This is a genomic window from Streptomyces sp. NPDC001980 (assembly GCF_040296885.1).
Lineage (GTDB): Bacteria > Actinomycetota > Actinomycetes > Streptomycetales > Streptomycetaceae > Streptomyces.
The window spans coordinates 11,347-29,845 of record NZ_JBEOYD010000059.1 but is presented as its reverse complement, the minus strand read 5'-3'; the positions used below and the strand labels follow the sequence as shown (position 1 = coordinate 29,845).

12 protein-coding genes are annotated in these 18,499 nt (G+C 71.9%); 7 read left to right on the top strand and 5 right to left on the bottom strand.

Features of this window, described 5'->3' with window-relative positions; genetic code table 11:
• The first annotated feature begins 37 nt into the window (after positions 1 to 37).
• Together glgX and ABT137_RS46270 are read left to right on the top strand one after the other, a co-directional pair.
• Positions 38 to 2,317 carry a glycogen debranching protein GlgX gene (gene glgX / locus ABT137_RS46275; RefSeq protein WP_502984693.1) on the top strand — a complete coding sequence of 760 codons (2,280 nt, stop codon included), beginning with the start codon at positions 38 to 40 and terminating at the stop codon, positions 2,315 to 2,317.
• A gap of 105 nt (positions 2,318 to 2,422) precedes the next feature.
• Positions 2,423 to 3,838, top strand: a complete 1,416-nt coding sequence (locus ABT137_RS46270) for a sulfatase family protein (RefSeq protein ID WP_351719019.1) — start codon at positions 2,423 to 2,425, stop codon at positions 3,836 to 3,838.
• On the opposite strand, the gene ABT137_RS46265 is transcribed toward ABT137_RS46270, so the two are convergent.
• Genes ABT137_RS46265 through ABT137_RS46245 form a run of 5 tightly spaced genes read right to left on the bottom strand, consistent with a single transcriptional unit; the run spans position 3,835 to position 8,350 of the window.
• A complete protein-coding gene (locus ABT137_RS46265) occupies positions 3,835 to 4,752 on the bottom strand; it encodes a dihydropteroate synthase (RefSeq protein WP_351719017.1) in 918 nt (305 codons plus the stop codon). The two genes, ABT137_RS46270 and ABT137_RS46265, sit on opposite strands and share 4 nt — an antisense overlap.
• Before the next feature lie 39 nt (positions 4,753 to 4,791).
• Positions 4,792 to 5,436 (bottom strand): response regulator, encoded by a 645-nt coding sequence (locus tag ABT137_RS46260; RefSeq protein ID WP_351719015.1) that lies wholly within the window; start codon positions 5,434 to 5,436, stop codon positions 4,792 to 4,794.
• The gene (locus ABT137_RS46255) at positions 5,426 to 6,682 is read right to left on the bottom strand and encodes a sensor histidine kinase (RefSeq protein WP_351719013.1); all 1,257 of its coding nucleotides are present in this window, start codon (positions 6,680 to 6,682) and stop codon (positions 5,426 to 5,428) included. The genes ABT137_RS46260 and ABT137_RS46255 overlap by 11 nt, the downstream gene beginning before the upstream one ends.
• Before the next feature lie 28 nt (positions 6,683 to 6,710).
• Positions 6,711 to 7,445, bottom strand: coding sequence for an ABC transporter permease (locus ABT137_RS46250; RefSeq protein ID WP_351719012.1), 735 nt, complete (start codon positions 7,443 to 7,445; stop codon positions 6,711 to 6,713).
• Positions 7,442 to 8,350, bottom strand: a complete 909-nt coding sequence (locus ABT137_RS46245; RefSeq protein ID WP_351719010.1) for an ABC transporter ATP-binding protein — start codon at positions 8,348 to 8,350, stop codon at positions 7,442 to 7,444. The genes ABT137_RS46250 and ABT137_RS46245 overlap by 4 nt, the downstream gene beginning before the upstream one ends.
• A gap of 192 nt (positions 8,351 to 8,542) precedes the next feature.
• Between ABT137_RS46245 and ABT137_RS46240 the strand changes: the two genes are divergently transcribed.
• From ABT137_RS46240 to ABT137_RS46220, 5 genes are all read left to right on the top strand, one after another.
• Positions 8,543 to 10,486 (top strand): ABC transporter ATP-binding protein, encoded by a 1,944-nt coding sequence (locus ABT137_RS46240; RefSeq protein WP_351719007.1) that lies wholly within the window; start codon positions 8,543 to 8,545, stop codon positions 10,484 to 10,486.
• Entirely contained in the window at positions 10,483 to 12,351 is a 1,869-nt protein-coding gene (locus tag ABT137_RS46235; RefSeq protein WP_351719005.1) for an ABC transporter ATP-binding protein, read from the top strand. Before ABT137_RS46240 ends, ABT137_RS46235 begins: the two co-directional genes overlap by 4 nt.
• A 32-nt stretch (positions 12,352 to 12,383) precedes the next feature.
• Complete coding sequence (locus ABT137_RS46230; RefSeq protein WP_351719003.1) at positions 12,384 to 14,168, top strand: ABC transporter transmembrane domain-containing protein; 1,785 nt, start codon at positions 12,384 to 12,386, stop codon at positions 14,166 to 14,168.
• On the top strand, positions 14,165 to 15,916 hold the full coding sequence (locus ABT137_RS46225; protein ID WP_351719001.1) for an ABC transporter ATP-binding protein: 1,752 nt from the start codon (positions 14,165 to 14,167) through the stop codon (positions 15,914 to 15,916). The genes ABT137_RS46230 and ABT137_RS46225 overlap by 4 nt, the downstream gene beginning before the upstream one ends.
• Positions 15,917 to 16,252: 336 nt before the next feature.
• Entirely contained in the window at positions 16,253 to 18,298 is a 2,046-nt protein-coding gene (locus ABT137_RS46220) for a M4 family metallopeptidase (RefSeq protein ID WP_351718999.1), read from the top strand.
• Positions 18,299 to 18,499 lie beyond the last annotated feature (201 nt).

The window sequence follows — 18,499 nt, the reverse complement described above, 5'->3', positions numbered from 1 at the left end:
GGTCGGCGAGCCGCGGGACACAAAAAGGGGCCGACAGGTGACGAGCGCAGCCGAGCAGCAGGGGGCACCGGCGCGGGCCCCGAGGGCGGACGGCGCCGCGGTGGAAGGCCGTGCGGTGGACGGTCCCGCGGCGCATGCCCCCGCGGTGAACGGGACGCCCCTCCCCGTCCCCTCGGCGTGGCCGGGGGCGTCGACACCGCTCGGCGCCCGGTTCCGGGTCGGGCCGGACGGGGTGGCGGGCACCAACTTCGCGCTGTGGGCGGCCGGTGCGGAGGCGGTCCGGCTCTGCCTCTTCGACGAGCAGGGGCGGGAGACCCGCATCCCACTGACCGAACTCACGCACGAGATATGGCACGGGTTCGTCCCCGGTGTGCTGCCGGGACAGCGGTACGGCTACCGGGTCGACGGCCGCTGGGACCCGTGGACCGGCGCCCGCTGGAACCCGGCGAAGCTGCTCCTGGACCCGTACGCGCGGGCGGTGGACGGGGAGTTCGCGCTGCCGCCCGAGGTGTACGGGCACGTCCGGGACTGGCCGGACCAGCAGGTCGCCGACACCGTCCGCGACGACCGCGACTCGGCGCCGTACGTCCCGAAGGGCGTGGTCGTCCACGATGACGACGACTGGTCGGACGACCACCGTCCGAAGACGCCGTGGGCGGACTCCGTCATCTACGAGCTGCACGTGCGCGGCTTCACGAGACTGCACCCCGGGATACCCGAGGAACTCCGGGGCACCTACGCCGGACTGGCCCACCCGGCCGCGATCGAGCACCTGGTCAACCTCGGCGTGACGGCCGTGGAACTCCTCCCCGTCCACCAGTTCGCCCACGAGGACCACCTGCTCAAGCGCGGCCTGAAGAACTACTGGGGCTACAACTCCATCGGCTACTTCGCCCCGCACGCGGCCTACGCCGCCTCCGGTACGACGGGACAGCAGGTCGGCGAGTTCAAGCGGATGGTGCGCGCGCTGCACGCGGCCGGGATAGAGGTCATCCTCGACGTCGTCTACAACCACACCGCGGAGGCGGGCGAGCTGGGCCCGACGCTGTCCCTGAAGGGCATCGACAACCGGGGGTACTACCGTCTCCAGGACCACGACGCCCGGCGCTTCGCCGACTACACCGGCTGCGGCAACACCCTGCACGTGGTCCGCCCGCACGTGCTGCGCCTGATCACGGACTCCCTCCGCTACTGGGTCACGGAGATGGGCGTGGACGGCTTCCGCTTCGACCTCGCCGCCGCGCTGGCCCGCTCGATGCACGACGTCGACATGCTCTCCCCCTTCCTCGCCGTCATCGCCCAGGACCCGGTGCTGCGCCGGGTGAAGCTGATCGCCGAGCCGTGGGACGTGGGCTCGGGCGGCTACCAGGTCGGCGCCTTCCCGCCCCTGTGGACGGAGTGGAACGACCGCTACCGCGACGCCGTCCGCGACTTCTGGCGCGGCGCCCTCCCGGACGTGCGCGACCTCGGCTACCGCCTCTCCGGCTCCAGCGACCTCTACGCCTGGGGCGGCCGCCGCCCCTACGCCTCCGTCAACTTCGTCACCGCGCACGACGGTTACACCCTGCGCGACCTGGTGTCGTACGAGCGCAAGCACAACGAGGCCAACGGCGAGCACAACCGGGACGGCGCCGGCGACAACCGGTCCTGGAACTGCGGGGCGGAGGGCGAGACGGACGACGAGGGCGTACGGGCGCTGCGCAGGCGGCAGCTGCGGAACCTCCTCACCACCCTGCTGCTGTCGACGGGCGTCCCGATGCTGGTCGCCGGTGACGAGCTGGGCCGCACGCAGCACGGCAACAACAACGCCTACTGCCAGGACAACGACATCAGCTGGCTGGACTGGAGCCTGCTCGACGACCCCGCCTGGCGACCCCTCCTCGACCTCACCTCCCGCCTCATCCGGCTCCGCCACCGCCACCCGGTGCTGCACCGCCGCGCCTTCTTCTCCGGCCGCGCGCACTCGGCGGACGGCCTGCGCGACCTGGCCTGGTTCACGGCCCACGGCGCGGAGATGACCGCGGGCGACTGGTACGCGCCCGCCGCCACCCTCGGCATGTACCTCTCCGGCCGGGACATCCCGGGCCGCGACGACCGGGGCGCCCCGGTCCTGGACGACAGCTTCCTGACCGTCCTGCACGCCGGCGACCGCCCGACGCGGTTCGTCCTGCCGGGCCCGCCGTGGGCGGAGCGCTACGAGGTGCTGGTGGACACCTCGCTGGAGGAACAGGGCGCGGAGCCGGGGGTGGTGCACGAGGGGGGGACGGTGATCACGGTTCCGGGGCGGGCGGTGCTGTTCCTGAAAGTGGTCGACTGACGAGTCGTTGACCGACGAGTGGTTGGCTGAGGCAACGTTTCAGGCGCATGAAATCAGCGCCGGATTCCTGGCGTCCCGGGCGGCCCGGCTGATCACATCGAAGCCATGCCTGAGATATCCCGTCGTACCTTCGGTGGTCTCATCGGCGGTGGCGCGGTCACCGCCGTCGCCGGGGCCGCCGCCACCCCCGCCGAGGCCGCCTCGGCTCCCGCCGAGCGCCCCTTCGCGGCCCGTACCGCGTCCGCGCACGCCGGTCGCCCCAACCTCCTGGTCATCCTCGGCGACGACCTCGGCTGGGCCGACCTCTCCTCGTACGGCGCCCCGCACATCAGAACGCCGAACCTGGACCGGCTGGCCCGCCAGGGCGTGCGGTTCACGGACGCCTACTCCGGCTCGGCGACCTGCTCCCCCACCCGGTTCAGTCTCTACACCGGCCGCTATCCCGGGCGTACACCGGGCGGCCTCGCCGAGCCCATCGCCGACAGGACCCAGGGCCTGGATCCCCACCATCCCACCCTCGCCTCCCTCCTGAAGAAGTCCGGCTACGCCACCGCCCTCATCGGCAAGTGGCACTGCGGCTGGCTGCCCGACTACAGCCCGACGAAGTCCGGCTGGGACGAGTTCTTCGGCAACTTCGGCGGGGTCCTCGAATACTTCTCCAAGCTGGGGCAACTGGGCTCGTACGACCTCTACGAGGGCGACGCCGAGTACAAGGACCTGCGGTACTACACGACCGTGCTGACCGAGCGGGCCGTCGAGTACGTCGGCCGCGAGCACCACTCCCCCTGGCTGCTGAACCTCAACTTCACCACTCCGCACTGGCCCTGGCTCGCGGAGGGCGACGAGGAGACCGGGGCCGAGATCGCCGCGAAGATCCGGGCCGCCAAGAGCCAGGCGGAGGTCGGCAACGCGCTCAACCACTACGACGGCGGCTCGGTCGCCAAGTACACCGAGATGGTGGAGAGCCTGGACGCGGCCGTCGGCGAGGTGCTGGACGCGCTGCGCCGCTCCGGACAGGAGGACAACACGGTCGTCCTGTTCGCCAGCGACAACGGCGGCGAGCGCTGGTCCTACCTGTGGCCCCTCACCGGCGAGAAGTTCGTGCTCCAGGAGGGCGGCATCCGGGTACCGACCATCCTGCGCTGGCCGGCCCGCGTCGACGGCCACCAGGTCAGCCACAAGCCCGTGTTCACCCCGGACTGGACGGCCACCCTGCTGGAACTGGCCGGCGCCCGCCCCGACCCCGCCTACCCCCTGGACGGCACCAGCCTCGCGGGTTACCTCCTCCACGGCGAACACCTCCCCGAGCGCGACCTCTTCTGGCGAGTCCGGGCCAACCGTGCACTGCGACGCGGCGACTGGAAGTACTACCGGGACGCCGACGGCGCCGACCACCTCTACAACCTCACCGCCGACCTCCGCGAACAGGCCGACCTCGCCCCCGACAAACCGGAGTTGCTGGCCGAGCTAAAGACGTCCTGGGAGAGGATCGCCGCCGGGCTTCTCCCGTACCCTGGCTAGGCTCCGGGAGCGAAGGATTGAGGGCCGAGTGCTCGGAGAGCAGCAAGTACCGCCCTTGTCCGAGGAACTTCGTGGGTACGGTAGACACCTGTTCCTCCTAGATGCGCCAAAACCGTGAAGAAGCCTTCGGCGGTGCGGAACTCGTCCTCGAAGAGGCTGAAGGCATGCGGCAAGGAGTGGCAGATGGGAAGACCTATCCGTCGAAGCCGGAACGTGTTCAGGAGGGCACGGCCCTGATAGTGAACACGGGCATCGGCGGATATGTGTCTGTCGTGAGAGAAGCCGATCCCGGGGTCGATGACGATTCGATCGACCCCGGCCGAGCGAGCGTGATCCACGCGCCTCTCGAAGTAGTCGAGCATCCTGGGGATGGGATCTTGCTCGATGCCCTTGGCACGCACGTCCCGGGAGTTCTTCCCTTCGACATGGCACAGGACAACGGTCGCTTCATGGTCGGCCAGCATGGGGAACATCTCACCGTCCGATGCCGGCCCGCCGGAGTAATTGAGCAGGAGCGCTCCCGCCTCCAGGCACGACCGGGCAACGGCAGGCTCGTAGGTCTCGATCGACACGGCGACACCCTCCGAGGCGAGCCCCTTCACGACCGGCACCAAGGCGGCCACCTGTTCCTGCACGGAGACCCGCCCAGTGCGGGGATTGCTTGACTCGGCGCCGATGTCGACGATATCGGCGCCTTGTGCCGCAAGAATGCGACCTTTCCTGACAGCGGACTCGGTCGAGGTCGCTACGCTCTCTCGATAGGTGGAGTCCGGAGAGAGGTTGATGCATCCCATGATGGCGGGGGTGGTGTCGACATCGATTTCCCGATCCCCCACTCGAAGTGGTTCGACAGGTAAGGAAAGATCACACTCGAAGCGCCGCGCCAGATCTGTCAAATGAGCAAGGGAAATCATCCGACCTCATTCCTGTACGAACGCCCGAGAAGCACCGCGCTACCCCAGAATCCCCCGCTGGTACCCCGTCGCGACCGCCGCCGCGCGGTCGTTGACGCCCAGCTTGGCGTAGAGGTGGGTGAGATGGGTCTTCACCGTGGCCTCGCTGATGAAGAGTTCGCGGGCGATCTCGCGGTTCGAGGTGCCCTTGGCGACCAGGGCCAGCACCTCGCGTTCGCGGGCGGAGAGCGGTTCGTTGCCGGGGGCGCCGGGGGCGCGGACGGCGGAGACCAGGCGGGAGGCGACGGCCGGGGAGAGGACGGTACGGCCCTGGGCGGCGGCGCGGACGGCGGTGAAGAGCTCCTCGCGCGGGGCGTCCTTGAGCAGGTAGCCGGTCGCGCCCGCCTCGATCGCGGGGAGGGTGTCGGAGTCGGTGTCGTAGGTGGTGAGGACGAGGACCTGGGCGCGGGCGCCGCGCCGGGTGAGTTCGCGGATGGCGTCGACTCCGCCGCCGCCCGGCATGCGGAGGTCCATGAGGATCACGTCGGGGTCCAGGGTGGCGGCGAGCGTGACGGCCTCGGCGCCGTCCGGCGCCTCGCCGAGGACCGTGAAGCCGGGGGCGGACTCGAACATGCCGCGCAGGCCGTCGCGGACCACCGGGTGGTCGTCCACGATCAGCAGGGAAATCGGAGTCTCAGCGGTCATCGCGAACCAACGGTACGCGTGCCGACAGGGCCGTGCCGAGCCCGGGTTCGGACTCCACGGTCAGGGAGCCCGCGATGCGTTCGGCGCGGGCGCGCATGCCGTCCAGGCCGAAGCCGCCGGCCCGGGTGCGGGCGGGCACGGCGAGCAGGTCGAAGCCGGTGCCGTCGTCGCGGATGTCGAGGATGACCTCGCCGCCGGGGAAGTCGCCCAGGTAGGAGAGGGTGACGCCGACCCGGGAGGCGTGCGCGTGCCGGGCGGTGTTGGAGAGGGCCTCCTGGACGATGCGCAGGAGGGTGGCCGCGACCTCCTCGTGCAGTTGCTCGGCGGTGCCGGTGACGGTGAACCCGGCGCGTATCCCGGTGCGTTCGCTCCACTCGGCGACCGTCTTCTGCAGCGCCTCGGGCAGCCCGTCGTGCTCCAGGGCGACCGGGGCCAGGTTGTGCACGGAACGGCGGGCCTCGCCCAGACTGTGCCGGGCCAGCGCGAGGGCGCGGCCCACGTGCTCCTCGGCCAATACCGGATCGGGGGTGTTGCTGACGACCTGGAGCTGGGCGATGATCCCGGCCAGCCCCTGGGCGATGGTGTCGTGGATCTCGGCGGCAAGGCGGCGGCGCTCGTCGGCGACGCCGGCCTCCCGGGCCTGGAGGAGGAGTTGGGCGTGCAGGGCCGCGTTCTCGTCGAGGGCCTGGCGCAGGGCCAAGATGGTCTCGGTGCGTTCGAGGGAGCGCTGTTTCTCCTGCTCGGCGAGGTGGGCGATCCCCACCTGGAGAGCGGAGTTGGCGAACAGCAGCACGGCGAAGAGGAGCCACTGAAGCACGCTGCGCAGCGGCATCCCGCCCGTCTGCGCACCGGCCACGGTGACGGCGCTCGCCAGCAGCCCGAGCCGCCGCCAGCGGCGCGGCAGCAGCTCGTCGGCGTCCATGTAGCCGGTGGCCGCGTAGAACGCGAAGAACGGGCTGAGCCAGGTGAGGACGAAGGCGAGGGCCCAGCGGACGACGTAGTACGCGCTCCCCGCCGGGGAGGGCGTACGGCCGCGGTCGGGGCGACGGGACCGCCTGCCGTGCCACCACAGTTGGAGCGCGACCGCGGCACCGACCAGGGACCAGGCGGTCAGCCACTTCGCCTGGGGAGTGTGGGGATCGGCGGAGGCGACCCCGAGGACGATGCTGACGCCGAGGAACCCGTACGGCCCCCAGGTGTGCAGTTGCTCCCAGCGCCGGTCGAGCCGGTCGTCCTCCGCGGTCATATCCCCAGTCTGCACGGCGGCCCGCCTCCTACTCCCAGCGGAACCAGCGGGCGGCACCCGCCGTCAGCAGGACCGTCCACAGGGCGAGCACGCCCAGGTGCTCCCAGCCGGGCCAGTGACCGGCGGCGGCCTGGTCCAGGGCGCGGGCCGCCGCCCCGAACGGGGTCAACTGCACCACCCGGGCCATGGCGTGGGGCATCTTCTGGACCGGGATCCACACGCCCGCGCAGAACATCATCGGGAAGAACACCGCCGAGCCGATCGCGCCCGCGATCTTCGTGGTGCGGGACAGCGCCGAGACGACGGAGCCGAGGGCGAGGGCGGCCGCGGCCGCGAGCAGCAGGGCCAGCAGGTATCCGCCGGGCTGCTTCGGCAGCCGTACGTCGAAGGCGAGCCGGCCGACGAGGAGCGCCAGCAGCGCCGAGCCCAGCGCGACCGTGCCCTGCACCACCATCTGCGCGGACAGCAGCGCGGAGGGCCGTACGGGGGTGAGCCGCATCCGGCGCAGGATGCCCCGCTCCCGGTGGCCGGTGAGTGCCTGGGGCAGGGTCTGCACGCCGGACATGATCAGGGCGATCAGTACGGCGATGGGGACGTACGCGTCGACCGGGCGCAGCCCGCCCAGGGACGTGTCGGCCTCCCGGAACGACGGGATCGAACCGAGGATCACCAGCAGCAGCGTCGGGAACAGGAAGACCCAGAAGACGGCGCCGGGTTCGCGGCCGAACAGCCGGAACTCGGTGCGCAGGACGGCGGTGTTCATGCTGCTTCCTCCTTCGTCAGGTCGAGGAACGCGTCGTCGAGGGTGGCGTCCACGACCCGGAGCTGGTGGGCGGTGATGCGGTGCCGGGCGAGCAGGGTGATGACGGCGTTGACGGTCTCGTCGGTGCCGGAGAGCGTGATCCGGCCGTCCTTGCGCTCGATCGAGGCGAGGGCCGGGAGGGCGGCGAGGTCGTGGTCGTCCAGGGGTGCGGACGGGGTGAAGCTGATGACGGTGGCGCCGGCGCTGCGGCGGATCAGCCCGGCCGGGGTGTCCAGGGCGGCCACCCGCCCCTTGTCGATCACCGCGATCCGGTCGCAGAGCCGCTGCGCCTCCTCCATGAGGTGGGTGACGAGGAGGACGGTGACCCCGCGGTCCCGGACGTCCTCGATCAGCTCCCAGGTGTCCCGCCGGGCCCGCGGATCCAGCCCGGTGGTCAGCTCGTCGAGGACGACGACCCGCGGGTTCCCGATCAACGCCAGTGCGATGAACAGGCGTTGCTTCTGGCCGCCCGACAGCTTGCCGAACCGGGTGGCGAGCTTGTCGGCGAGCCCGAGGCGCTCGGCGAGCGGCGCCCAGTCGAGCGGCGTCGGATAGAAGGAGGCGTACAGCTCAAGGGCCTCGCGGACGGTGAGCTTGGGCTGCAGCTCGCTCTGCTGGAGCTGGGCGCCGAGGACGCGGGCGACCTGCTCGTGGTCGGCGACGGGATCGAGCCCGGTGACCCGGACCCGCCCCGCGTCGGGCACCCGCAGCCCCTCGACGCACTCCACGGTGGTGGTCTTGCCGGCCCCGTTCGGCCCGAGGATCCCGAAGATCTCGCCCTCCTCGACGGCGAGACTCACCCCGTCCACGACGGCCCGGCCGCCGTACGACTTCCGCAGGTCTGTCATTTCGATGACGGTTGGCATGCTCAGAGGGTCCCGTCCGCCCCCGGTCCGCCACATCGGCCGCCCCGCTGGAACCGCCATCAACCGATCGGCTGATGCCGCGGATCCACCTGTACGACTCCTCGAACGCCCAGGTCGTAGGACCAACGGCCGATTCCGGTCCGGCCAAAACTCGGTGGGCGTTGTCAGTGCCGATCCGTAGGCTCACCCGTGATGCCTCCGACACGTGCAACCACCAAGGACCGGTCCGCCGTCCGCACCCTGCTGCGTCTGTGGCCGTACGTACGGCCGGTGCGGGTGCGGCTGTCCATCGCCGCGTTCGTCGCGGTGGTCGCCTCCTGTACGGGGCTCGTGATCCCCCTCGTCCTCAAATGGATGGTGGACGGCCCGGTGGCCGACCGCGACCCGGCCGGGGTGTGGCTCGGCGCGCTGTACCTGCTGCTGCTCGGCATCGCGGAAGCACTGCTCTTCGGCCTGCGCCGCTGGCTGGTCGCCCGGCCCCTCTCCCAGGTCGAGGCGGGGATGCGGGCGGACCTGTACGGCCATCTCCAGCGTCTGCCGGTCGCCTTCCACGACCGCTGGGCCTCCGGCCAGCTGCTCTCCCGGGCCACCACCGACCTGATGCTGCTCCGCATGTTCCTCGCCTTCCCGCTGACCTTCCTCCTGGTCAACGGGGTGACGATCCTCGTCGGCGTGCTGATCATGCTGGCCCAGGACTGGACGCTGGGCCTGGTCATCCTCGGCCCCACGATCCCGGTGATCTGGACGTGCGTGATCTTCGAGAAGCAGTACGCGGAGGTGGCCCGGCTCGCCCAGGACCAGGTCGGCGACCTGACGACGGTGGTCGAGGAGAGCGTGCTCGGCATCCGCATCATCAAGGGCTTCGGCCGCCACCGCAGCCAGGCGCACGCGTTCCGCGAACTGGTACGGACCCTGCGCGGCACGGAACTGCGCAAGGCGCGGATGCTGGCGATGATCTGGGGCGTCATCGTGACGCTGCCGGAGGTGGCGATCGGGGCGGCGCTGTTGTGGGGCTCGATCCAGGTCGCGGAGGGCGAGCTGAGCGCGGGGACGCTGGTGGCGTTCCTGTCGACGGCGCTGGCGCTGAGGTGGCCGGTGGAGTCGATCGGCTTCCTGCTGGCGATGAGCCAGGAGGCGGCGACGGCGACGGAGCGGTATTTCGAGGTGCGGGACGCGGTCCCGGAGGACGCCGATTCGTCGTCGGCTGCGGGTGCGTGGGGGCTGAGCGCGCAATTCCCCGCGCCCCGTCAGGGCGCTGCACTGAGGCGCCCCGTAAGGGGCGCGGGGCGAGACAATATGCGGCTCCGCCGCGCGGGCGCGACAAGCCCCCACCGCCCCGCACCCGACCCCGGCCCCGGCCCCGGCCCCGGCCCCCAACCCTCCGCTCCCGAACCCGACGGCATCCGCTTCGAGAACGTGCAGTTCCGCTACCCCGACGCCGCCCCCGATTCCGCCCCCACCCTCACCCGCATCGACCTCCACATCCGCCCCGGCGAGTCCATGGCCCTCGTCGGCGCCACCGGCAGCGGCAAGACCACCCTCACCGCGCTCGTCCCCCGCCTGCACGAGGCCACCTCGGGGCGGATCACCCTCGACGGCCGGGACATCACCGCCATGCCCCGCGAGGAACTCCGCTCCCTCGTGGCCGTCGCCTTCGAGGAACCCACCCTCTTCTCCGCCTCCGTCGGCGAGAACGTGCTCATGGGAGCCGAGGACGGCGCCGGCGAACCCGAGCTGGCGCGGGCCCTGGCCGTCGCGCAGGCCGACTTCGCGCACGCCCTCCCCCAGGGCACCTCGACCCAGGTCGGCGAGCAGGGCCTCAGCCTCTCCGGCGGCCAGCGGCAGCGCCTCGCGCTCGCGCGGGCGGTCGTCGGCCGCCCCCGCTTCCTCGTCCTCGACGACCCGCTCTCCGCCCTGGACGTGCACACGGAGGCCGCCGTGGAGGCCGCCCTGCGCGACGTACTCGCCGACACCACCGCGCTGATCGTCGCCCACCGCCCCTCCACGGTCCTGCTCGCCGACCGCGTCGCCCTGCTCTCCGGCGGCCGGGTCACCGCCGTCGGCACCCACCACGAACTGCTGCGCACCAACGCCGAGTACGCCCACCTGATGTCCGGGGAGGATCACCGCCGATGACCGCAGCCACCTCCCTCCCCGCCCCCGACGAGGACGAGGAACGCCCGCACCCGCAGACGGCCGACAGCGCCGGCGGCGACCCCTTCGACCGGGACGTCCTGCCCACCCCGCCCGGCGCCACGGCCACCCTGCTGCGCTCGCTCCTCGCCCCGCTGAAGGCGCGGGTCGCCGTCACCACGCTCCTCCTGCTGCTCCAGCAGGCGGCGGTCCAGGCGGGCCCGCTGCTGGTGGCGTACGCCATCGACACGGCCGTCCCGGCGTTCCGCCGCCACGACCACGGCCCGCTGTTCGCGGTCGCGGCCGGTTACGGCCTGAGCGCCCTGCTCTCCGGCGGCCTCCAGTACGCCTTCGTCAAGGCCTCCGCCCGCGTCAACCAGGACGTCCTCCTCGACCTGCGCGGCCGCATCTTCCGCCACGCGCAGGCCCTGAGCCTCGACTTCCACGAGCGCTACACGTCCGGCCGGCTCATCTCCCGCTCCACCACGGACGTCGAGTCGCTGCGCGAGCTGCTGGCCGAGGGCCTCCAGGAGCTGGTCACGGTCATCCTCTCCTTCCTCTACATCTCGGCGATGCTGCTCTGGCTGGACCTGGGCCTCGGCGCGGTCGCGGTGGCCAGCTTCGTGCCGCTGTACCTGCTGGTCCGGCTGTACCAGCGGCGCGCGGTACGGGTGTACAAGGCGCGGTCCACGGCGATCGCCGCGGTGATCGTGAAGTTCGTGGAGACGATGAACGGCATCCGCCCGGTGCGCGCGTTCCGCCGGGAGGCCGCCAACGACGCCGAGTTCGCCGTACTGAACCGCCGCCACGAGCGGACCAACGGTGACGCGCTCCTCGAAATGGCGCGGTACGTGGTCGGCTCCCGGCTGGTCGCCAACACCTCCGTCGCGGTGATCGTGCTGTGGGGCGCCTACCGGGTGGCGTCCGGCTCGCTGGAGCTGGGCGTCCTGGCCGCGGCCGTCCTCTACCTGCGGCGGCTGTACGACCCGATCGACCGCCTCGGCATGTTTCTCAACTCCTACCAGTCGGCCGCGGCCTCCCTGGAGAAGATCGCGGGCCTGCTGGCCCAGACCCCGTCCGTCCCGGAGCCCTCGGTCCCGAAGGAACTGCCCCCGCCGGCGACCGAACTCCCCGGCCGCGAGGTCGTCTTCGACGGTGTCCGCTTCGCCTACCGCACCGGCGGCGAGGTGCTGCCCGTCTTCGACCTCGCCCTCCCGGCCGGGCAGACGGTTGCGGTCGTCGGCTCCACCGGCGCCGGCAAGTCGACGCTCGCCAAGCTCCTCGCCCGCTTCTACGACCCCTCCGAAGGGCGGGTCCTCCTGGACGGCGTGGACCTGCGCGAACTGACCGTGCCCGAACTCCGCCGCGGGGTGGTGATGGTCACCCAGGAGGCGTTCCTGTTCTCCGGCACGGTCGCCGAGAACATCGCCATCGGCCGCCCGGACGCCAGCCGCGAGGAGATCGAGCAGGCCGCCAAGGCGATCGGCGCCCACGAGTTCATCGCCGCGCTTCCCGACGGGTACGACACGGACGTCCGCAAGCGCGGCGGCCGCATCTCGGCGGGGCAGCGCCAACTGGTCGCGTTCGCACGCGCCCTGCTCGCCGACCCGGCGGTGCTGATCCTCGACGAGGCGACCAGCTCCCTGGACATCCCCGGCGAACGGGCCGTGCAGCGCGCGATGTCGACCGTCCTCAAGGGCCGTACGGCGGTGGTGATCGCGCACCGGCTCTCCACCGTGGAGATCGCCGACCGGGTGCTGGTGATGGAGCACGGCCGCATCGTCGAGGACGGCCGCCCGGCCGAACTCATCGCCGGCACGGGCCGGTTCGCGGATCTGCACCGGGCGTGGCGGGACAGTCTGGCCTAGCCGGGAGACGGCGGGAAAACGGGGGTCGCAGGGTGATCGACGCGTACGAGGATCCGGGCACGCCCGACACGCGCGGCGGGTGGTCCTATCTGTGGTGGCTGGTGGCCTGCCAGCAGGGCCGCTCGCTCGCCGGGGCGCTGCTGGCCAGCACCTGGCTGACGCTGATGGCCGCGACGCCGTACATGATGTCCCGGGCCGTGGACGACGGCCTGGTGCCGGGCCGGATGGGGGTGCTGGCCGGGTGGACGGCGGCGATCTTCGTCCTCGGGGCGGTCAACGCCTGGATCAGCATCATGCGCCACCGCACGATGACCCGGGTGCGGATGGACGCCTACTTCCGCACGATCAAGGTGCTCGTCGGGCAGACGGTGCGGCTCGGCGCCGAGCTGTCGCGCCGGTCCGACGCCGGGGAGGTCGTGACCATCGGCGTCGGCGACGTGCACACCATCGCCCAGGCGCTGACCGTCGTCGGCCCCGGGGTGGGCGCGGTCGTCGTGTACGCGGTGGTGGCCGGTCTCCTGCTGACGATCTCGCCCCTGCTGACCGGCGTGGTGCTGCTCGGAGTGCCGGTGGTGGCCCTGCTCGCGGGCCCGCTGGCCCGGCGGCTGCAGGGCAGGGAGACCGAGTACCGGGAGCGCCAGCGCGTCCTCACGGCCCGCATCGGCGACCTCGCGGGCGGCCTGCGCGTCCTCAACGGCCTCGGCGGCAAGGGCCTGTTCGCGGACGCCTTCCGCCGCGACTCCCAGCACCTGCGCGCCCAGGGCTACCGGGTGGGCGCGGTCGCCAGCTGGGTCCAGGCGCTGGGCATGGGCCTGCCGACGGTGTTCCTTGCGGTGGTGACCTGGATCGCCGCCCGGATGGCCGCCCGCGGCGACATCACGGTGGGCCAGCTGGTGTCGGTGTACGGCTATGTAGCGGTCCTGGTGGGCCCGGTCGCGTTCTTCCTCGACATGGGCTACCAGCTCAGCCGCGGCGTGGTGGCCGCCCGCAGGGTCGTCCGCCTGCTCCGCCATGAGCCGCAACCGGACGAGGGCACCCAGCAGCCCCCGACCGAGCCGGCCGTCCTGCACGACCCCGAATCGGGCGTACGGGTCCGCCCCGGCCGCCTGACGGCCCTGGTGAGCGCCCGCCCGACGGAGGCGGGAGCGGTGGTGGACCGCCTGGGCCGCTACAGCCGGTCGGACGTGACATGGGGAGGGGTACGACTGGACGCCGTACCGCTCCGGGAGGTACGCACCCGCATCCTGGTGGCCGACAACGAGGCCGATCTGTTCGCAGGCTCCCTGCGCAATGCAATAGACGCAGGCGAAACGCGCCCCAGGGGCGCGGGGAACTGCGCGAGCAACCCCCACGCACCCGCACCCGCCGACGCACCTCCCGCCGCACCCCCTGACGCGCAAACAGCCCGAGCCCTCCACGCAGCCGCGGCCAACGACGTCGTCCAAGCCCTCCCCCACGGCCTCGACTCCGAACTCACCGCCCAGGCCCGCAACCTCTCCGGCGGCCAACGCCAACGCATCCGCCTCGTACGGGCGTTGCTGGCCGACCCCGAGGTCCTCCTCGCCGTGGAACCCACCTCCGCCCTCGACGCCCACACCGAGGCCCTCGTGGCGGAGCGCCTCCGCACCGCCCGCGCCGGCCGCACCACCCTTCTCACCACCACCTCCCCGCTGCTGCTGGCCCACGCCGACGAGGTGGTCTTCCTGGTCGACGGCAAGGTCGCCGCGACCGGCACGCACGAGGGACTGCTGGACTACGCACCCGGATACCGGGCCCTCGTGGCCCGGGACACGGAGGACGAGGAGTTCGCAAGGTGACGACCAGTCAACTTCCCGTCGCCGGACGCGCCGACGTACGCCGGGCCACCCTCCGCCTGCTGCGGGCGGACCGCGGGCCCTTCGCCGCCGCGCTGCTGCTGAACGCGGCGGCGGCCGGCGCCGGCCTCGCCGGCCCCTGGCTGGTGGGCCGGATCGTGGACGAGGTACGGGCCGGCCGCGGGGTCGGCGCCGTGGACCACCTCGCCCGGTGGATCCTGCTCTGCTCCCTCGCCGAGCTGCTGCTCGCCCGCTCCGCCCGCTACCTCGGCCACCGCTTCGGCGAGCGGACGCTGGCCCGCGTCCGCGAGGAGTTCGTGGACCGGGCACTCGCGCTGCCCGCGTCGGTCGTGGAGCGGGCCGGCACCGGCGACCTGACCGCGCGCGGCACGGGCGACGTGAGCACCGTCGGCACCACCCTGCGGGACGCCGGTCCCGAGCTGCTGGTGGCCACGGTGCAGGCGCTGTTCGTGATGGGCGCGGTGTTCGTCCTCGACCCGGTGCTGGCCGCGTTCGGGGTGCTCGGGCTGACCCCGGTCTGGTTCGCGCTGCGCTGGTACCTGCGCCGGGCCCGGGACGGCTATCTCGCCGAGGGCGCGGCCACCTCCGGGGTCGCGGAGATCGTCACGGCGACGGTGACGGGCGCCCGCACGGTGGAGGCGTTCCGGCTCCAGGAGCGGCGGATCACGGCGAGCCGGGACGCTCTGGAGACCAACCGGAAGGCCCGGTTCTACACCCTGTGGCTGCGGACCGTGTTCTTCCCGGCCGTCGAGGTGTCGTACACGGTGCCGGTGGCCGGGGTGCTGCTGGTCGGCGGGCTGCTGCATGCGGGCGTCGGTGTGGTGGTGTCGGCGGCGCTGTATCTGCGGCAGTTCACCGAACCGCTGGACCAGATCCTGGTGCGGATGGAGCAACTCCAGTCCAGCGGTGCCTCGTTCGCCCGGGTGGAGGGGCTGGCGCAGGCCCCGCGGGCGGCGGCGGACGGCGCCGCGCCGGCTCCGGCGGACGACCGGATCGACGTGCGCGGGGTGCGGTACGCCTACGAGCGCGGCGGCGAGGTGCTGCGCGGGGTGGACCTCACGGTGCGGCCCGGGGAGCGGCTCGCGGTGGTGGGGCCGTCCGGTGCCGGGAAGACGACGCTGAGCCGGCTGCTGGCGGGCGTCGACGCGCCCGGGTCGGGCACGGCGACCGTGGGCGGGGTGCCGATCGCCGGGCTGGAACCGGAGCTGCTGCGGCGCCAGGTCGTCCTGGTCACCCAGGAGCATCACGTCTTCCTCGGCACGGTCCGGGACAACCTGCTGATCGCCGAACCGGCCGCGACCGACCCGGACTTGTGGGCGGCGCTGACCGCCGTCGGCGCCGACGACTGGGTGCGCGGCCTGCCCGACGGCCTCGACACCCCGCTCGGCACGGGCGGCGCGGGCGACACGGCCGCCGACGGCTCCCGGGCCCAGCAACTCGCGCTGGCCCGGGTGGTGCTGGCCGACCCGCACACGCTGATCCTGGACGAGGCGACCGCGCTGCTGGACCCGGCGACCGCCCGGCACACCGAGCGCGCTCTGGCCGCCGTGCTCGAAGGCCGTACGGTCATCGCCATCGCGCACCGGCTGCACACCGCCCACGACGCCGACCGGGTGGCCGTGATGGAGGACGGCCTCCTCACCGAACTCGGCACGCACGAGGAGCTGGTGGCGGCGGGCGGGGCGTACGCGGCGCTGTGGGCGACCTGGCACGGCGACAGGGCGCCCTGAGCCGCTGCAGCCCTGATGCCCTTGACGCAGTGACGCTGTTGACGCAGTGACACCCTTGACGCCCCCTCAACAATCCGCATACCGAACATGAACATCCGGTCAACGGACGATTTCCGGCCAAGTTTCTGACGCGGTCCTGACAGGTGGCGTTTTCTGCTGCCACTCTTCCCACGGCCGACTCACAGCAACCCCACAGCTTCACCCCACCATCGCTGTCGGGTCCGGCACTGCACACGCACATGGTTCCGCGTTCCGCCCAGTTCTGCCCGGCCGGCCCACCCGCCGTCCGGATCTCCCCTGGCCGTGTGACCCGCGGCCACGCAGAAGGAGTCAGTGTTGAGAAGCAGTTCCTCTCGCAGACGCACCCCCCACAGCACGTACCGCCGCACCGCGGCCGTCGCCCTCGCCGGGGTCGGCGCCCTGATCGCCGCCGCCGTCCAGTCGGGCGCCGCCAGCGCCGCCCCGGCCGCCCCGCAGCTCGGCAGCGTCAACCCGGCCCACGCGGCCGTCAAGCTGTCGCCGTCGCAGCGCGCGGAGCTGCTCCGCGACGCGAGCGGCGAACGGGCCGCCACCGCCAAGGCGATAGGCCTCGGCGCCCAGGAGAAGCTGGTCGTCAAGGACATCGTCAAGGACGCCGACGGCACCCTGCACACCCGCTACGAGCGCACCTACGCGGGCCTGCCGGTGCTCGGCGGCGACCTGGTCGTCGACACCGCCAAGTCGGGCGCCACCGAGCGCGTCATCAAGGCGAACAACACCACGCTCAAGGTCGCCGACCTCACCCCGGCCAAGAGCGCGGCGAGCGCCGAGAAGACCGCCCTCGCCGCCGCCAGGACGCTGGGCTCCACCAAGTCGGCCGCCGACGGCGCCCGCAAGGTCATCTGGGCCGGCTCCGGCACCCCCGTCCTGGCCTACGAGACGATCGTCGGCGGCTTCCAGGACGACGGCACGCCGAACCAGCTGCACGTCATCACCGACGCCGCCACCGGCAAGAAGCTCTTCGAGTACCAGGGCATCGAGAACGTCACCGGCACCGGCAACACCCAGTACAGCGGTACGGTGTCGCTGTCGACGACCCAGTCGGGCTCGACGTACAACCTGACCGACGGCGACCGCGGCGGCCACAAGACGTACAACCTGAACCACGGCACCTCGGGCACCGGCACGCTGTTCTCGCAGTCGAGCAACACCTGGGGCAACGGCACCACGTCGAACGCCGCCACCGCGGGTGCCGACGCGCACTACGGGGCCGCCGAGACCTGGGACTTCTACAAGAACACCTTCGGCCGCAGCGGCATCAAGAACAACGGCGTCGGCGCCTACTCCCGCGTCCACTACGGCAACTCGTACGTGAACGCGTTCTGGGACGACGGCTGCTTCTGCATGACGTACGGCGACGGCTCCGGCAACGCGGACCCGCTGACCGCCCTCGACGTGGCCGGCCACGAGATGAGCCACGGCGTCACCGCCAACACCGCCGGCCTCAACTACAGCGGCGAGTCCGGCGGCCTCAACGAGGCCACCTCCGACATCTTCGGCACCGGCGTGGAGTTCTACGCGGCCAACTCGTCCGACGTCGGCGACTACCTCATCGGCGAGAAGATCGACATCAACGGCGACGGCACCCCGCTGCGCTACATGGACAAGCCCAGCAAGGACGGCGGTTCGGCCGACTACTGGTCCTCGTCGGTCGGCGGCCTCGACGTGCACTACTCGTCCGGCGTGGCGAACCACTTCTTCTACCTGCTGAGCGAGGGCAGCGGCGCCAAGGTCATCAACGGCGTCAGCTACAACTCGCCCACGAAGGACGGCCTTCCGGTCACCGGCATCGGCCGGGACAAGGCGCTGCAGATCTGGTACCGGGCGCTCACCACCAAGTTCACCTCGACCACCAACTACGCGGCCGCCCGCACCGGCACCCTCGCGGCGGCGGGTGAGCTGTACGGCACCACGAGCACCGAGTACAAGGCGGTGCAGGACGCCTGGGCGGCCGTGGCGGTCGGCTCGCGGTCGGGCGGTGGCGGCGGTACGGGCACGTCGTACGAGAGCACCACACCCGTGTCGATTCCGGACAACGGCCCGGCGGTCACCTCGTCGATCACCGTCTCCGGCCGGACCGGCAACGCGCCGAGCACCTTGCAGGTAACGCCGAATATCAGCCACACGTGGCGCGGCGACCTGGTGGTCGACCTCGTCGGTCCGTCCGGGACGTCGTACCGGCTGAAGAGCTTCAGCTCCTCCGACTCAGCGGACAACGTGACGGACACCTACACGGTGAACGCCTCGTCGGAATCGGCCAATGGCACCTGGAAGTTGAAGGTCCAGGACCAGGCCGCACAGGACGTCGGCACGATCAACGGGTGGAAGCTGACCTTCCCGTAACCCCAGGTAACAGTCACGCGCACCCGGCGCCGCCCGCGGGGAGATTCCCCGCGGGCGGCGCCCGTTTTACATGGCCGCAACGTTCACCCAACACCTGCTTTTCGGCCAACATCACTTCAGGGTCCTGACATGTACGCGACCTTGATGTCACTCTTCCTTCACCCGTCGCACAGCACAGCAACTTCACATCACCAAAGCCGG

Excerpts from the sequence above, each read along its gene's own strand:
- ABT137_RS46250 (WP_351719012.1), bottom strand. The coding sequence starts at position 7,445 with ATGAACACCGCCGTCCTGCGCACCGAGTTCCGGCTGTTCGGCCGCGAA.
- ABT137_RS46265 (WP_351719017.1), bottom strand. The coding sequence starts at position 4,752 with ATGATTTCCCTTGCTCATTTGACAGATCTGGCGCGGCGCTTCGAGTGT.
- ABT137_RS46245 (WP_351719010.1), bottom strand. The coding sequence starts at position 8,350 with ATGCCAACCGTCATCGAAATGACAGACCTGCGGAAGTCGTACGGCGGC.
- ABT137_RS46240 (WP_351719007.1), top strand. The coding sequence starts at position 8,543 with ATGCCTCCGACACGTGCAACCACCAAGGACCGGTCCGCCGTCCGCACC.
- ABT137_RS46235 (WP_351719005.1), top strand. The coding sequence starts at position 10,483 with ATGACCGCAGCCACCTCCCTCCCCGCCCCCGACGAGGACGAGGAACGC.
- ABT137_RS46270 (WP_351719019.1), top strand. The coding sequence starts at position 2,423 with ATGCCTGAGATATCCCGTCGTACCTTCGGTGGTCTCATCGGCGGTGGC.
- ABT137_RS46260 (WP_351719015.1), bottom strand. The coding sequence starts at position 5,436 with ATGACCGCTGAGACTCCGATTTCCCTGCTGATCGTGGACGACCACCCG.
- ABT137_RS46255 (WP_351719013.1), bottom strand. The coding sequence starts at position 6,682 with ATGACCGCGGAGGACGACCGGCTCGACCGGCGCTGGGAGCAACTGCAC.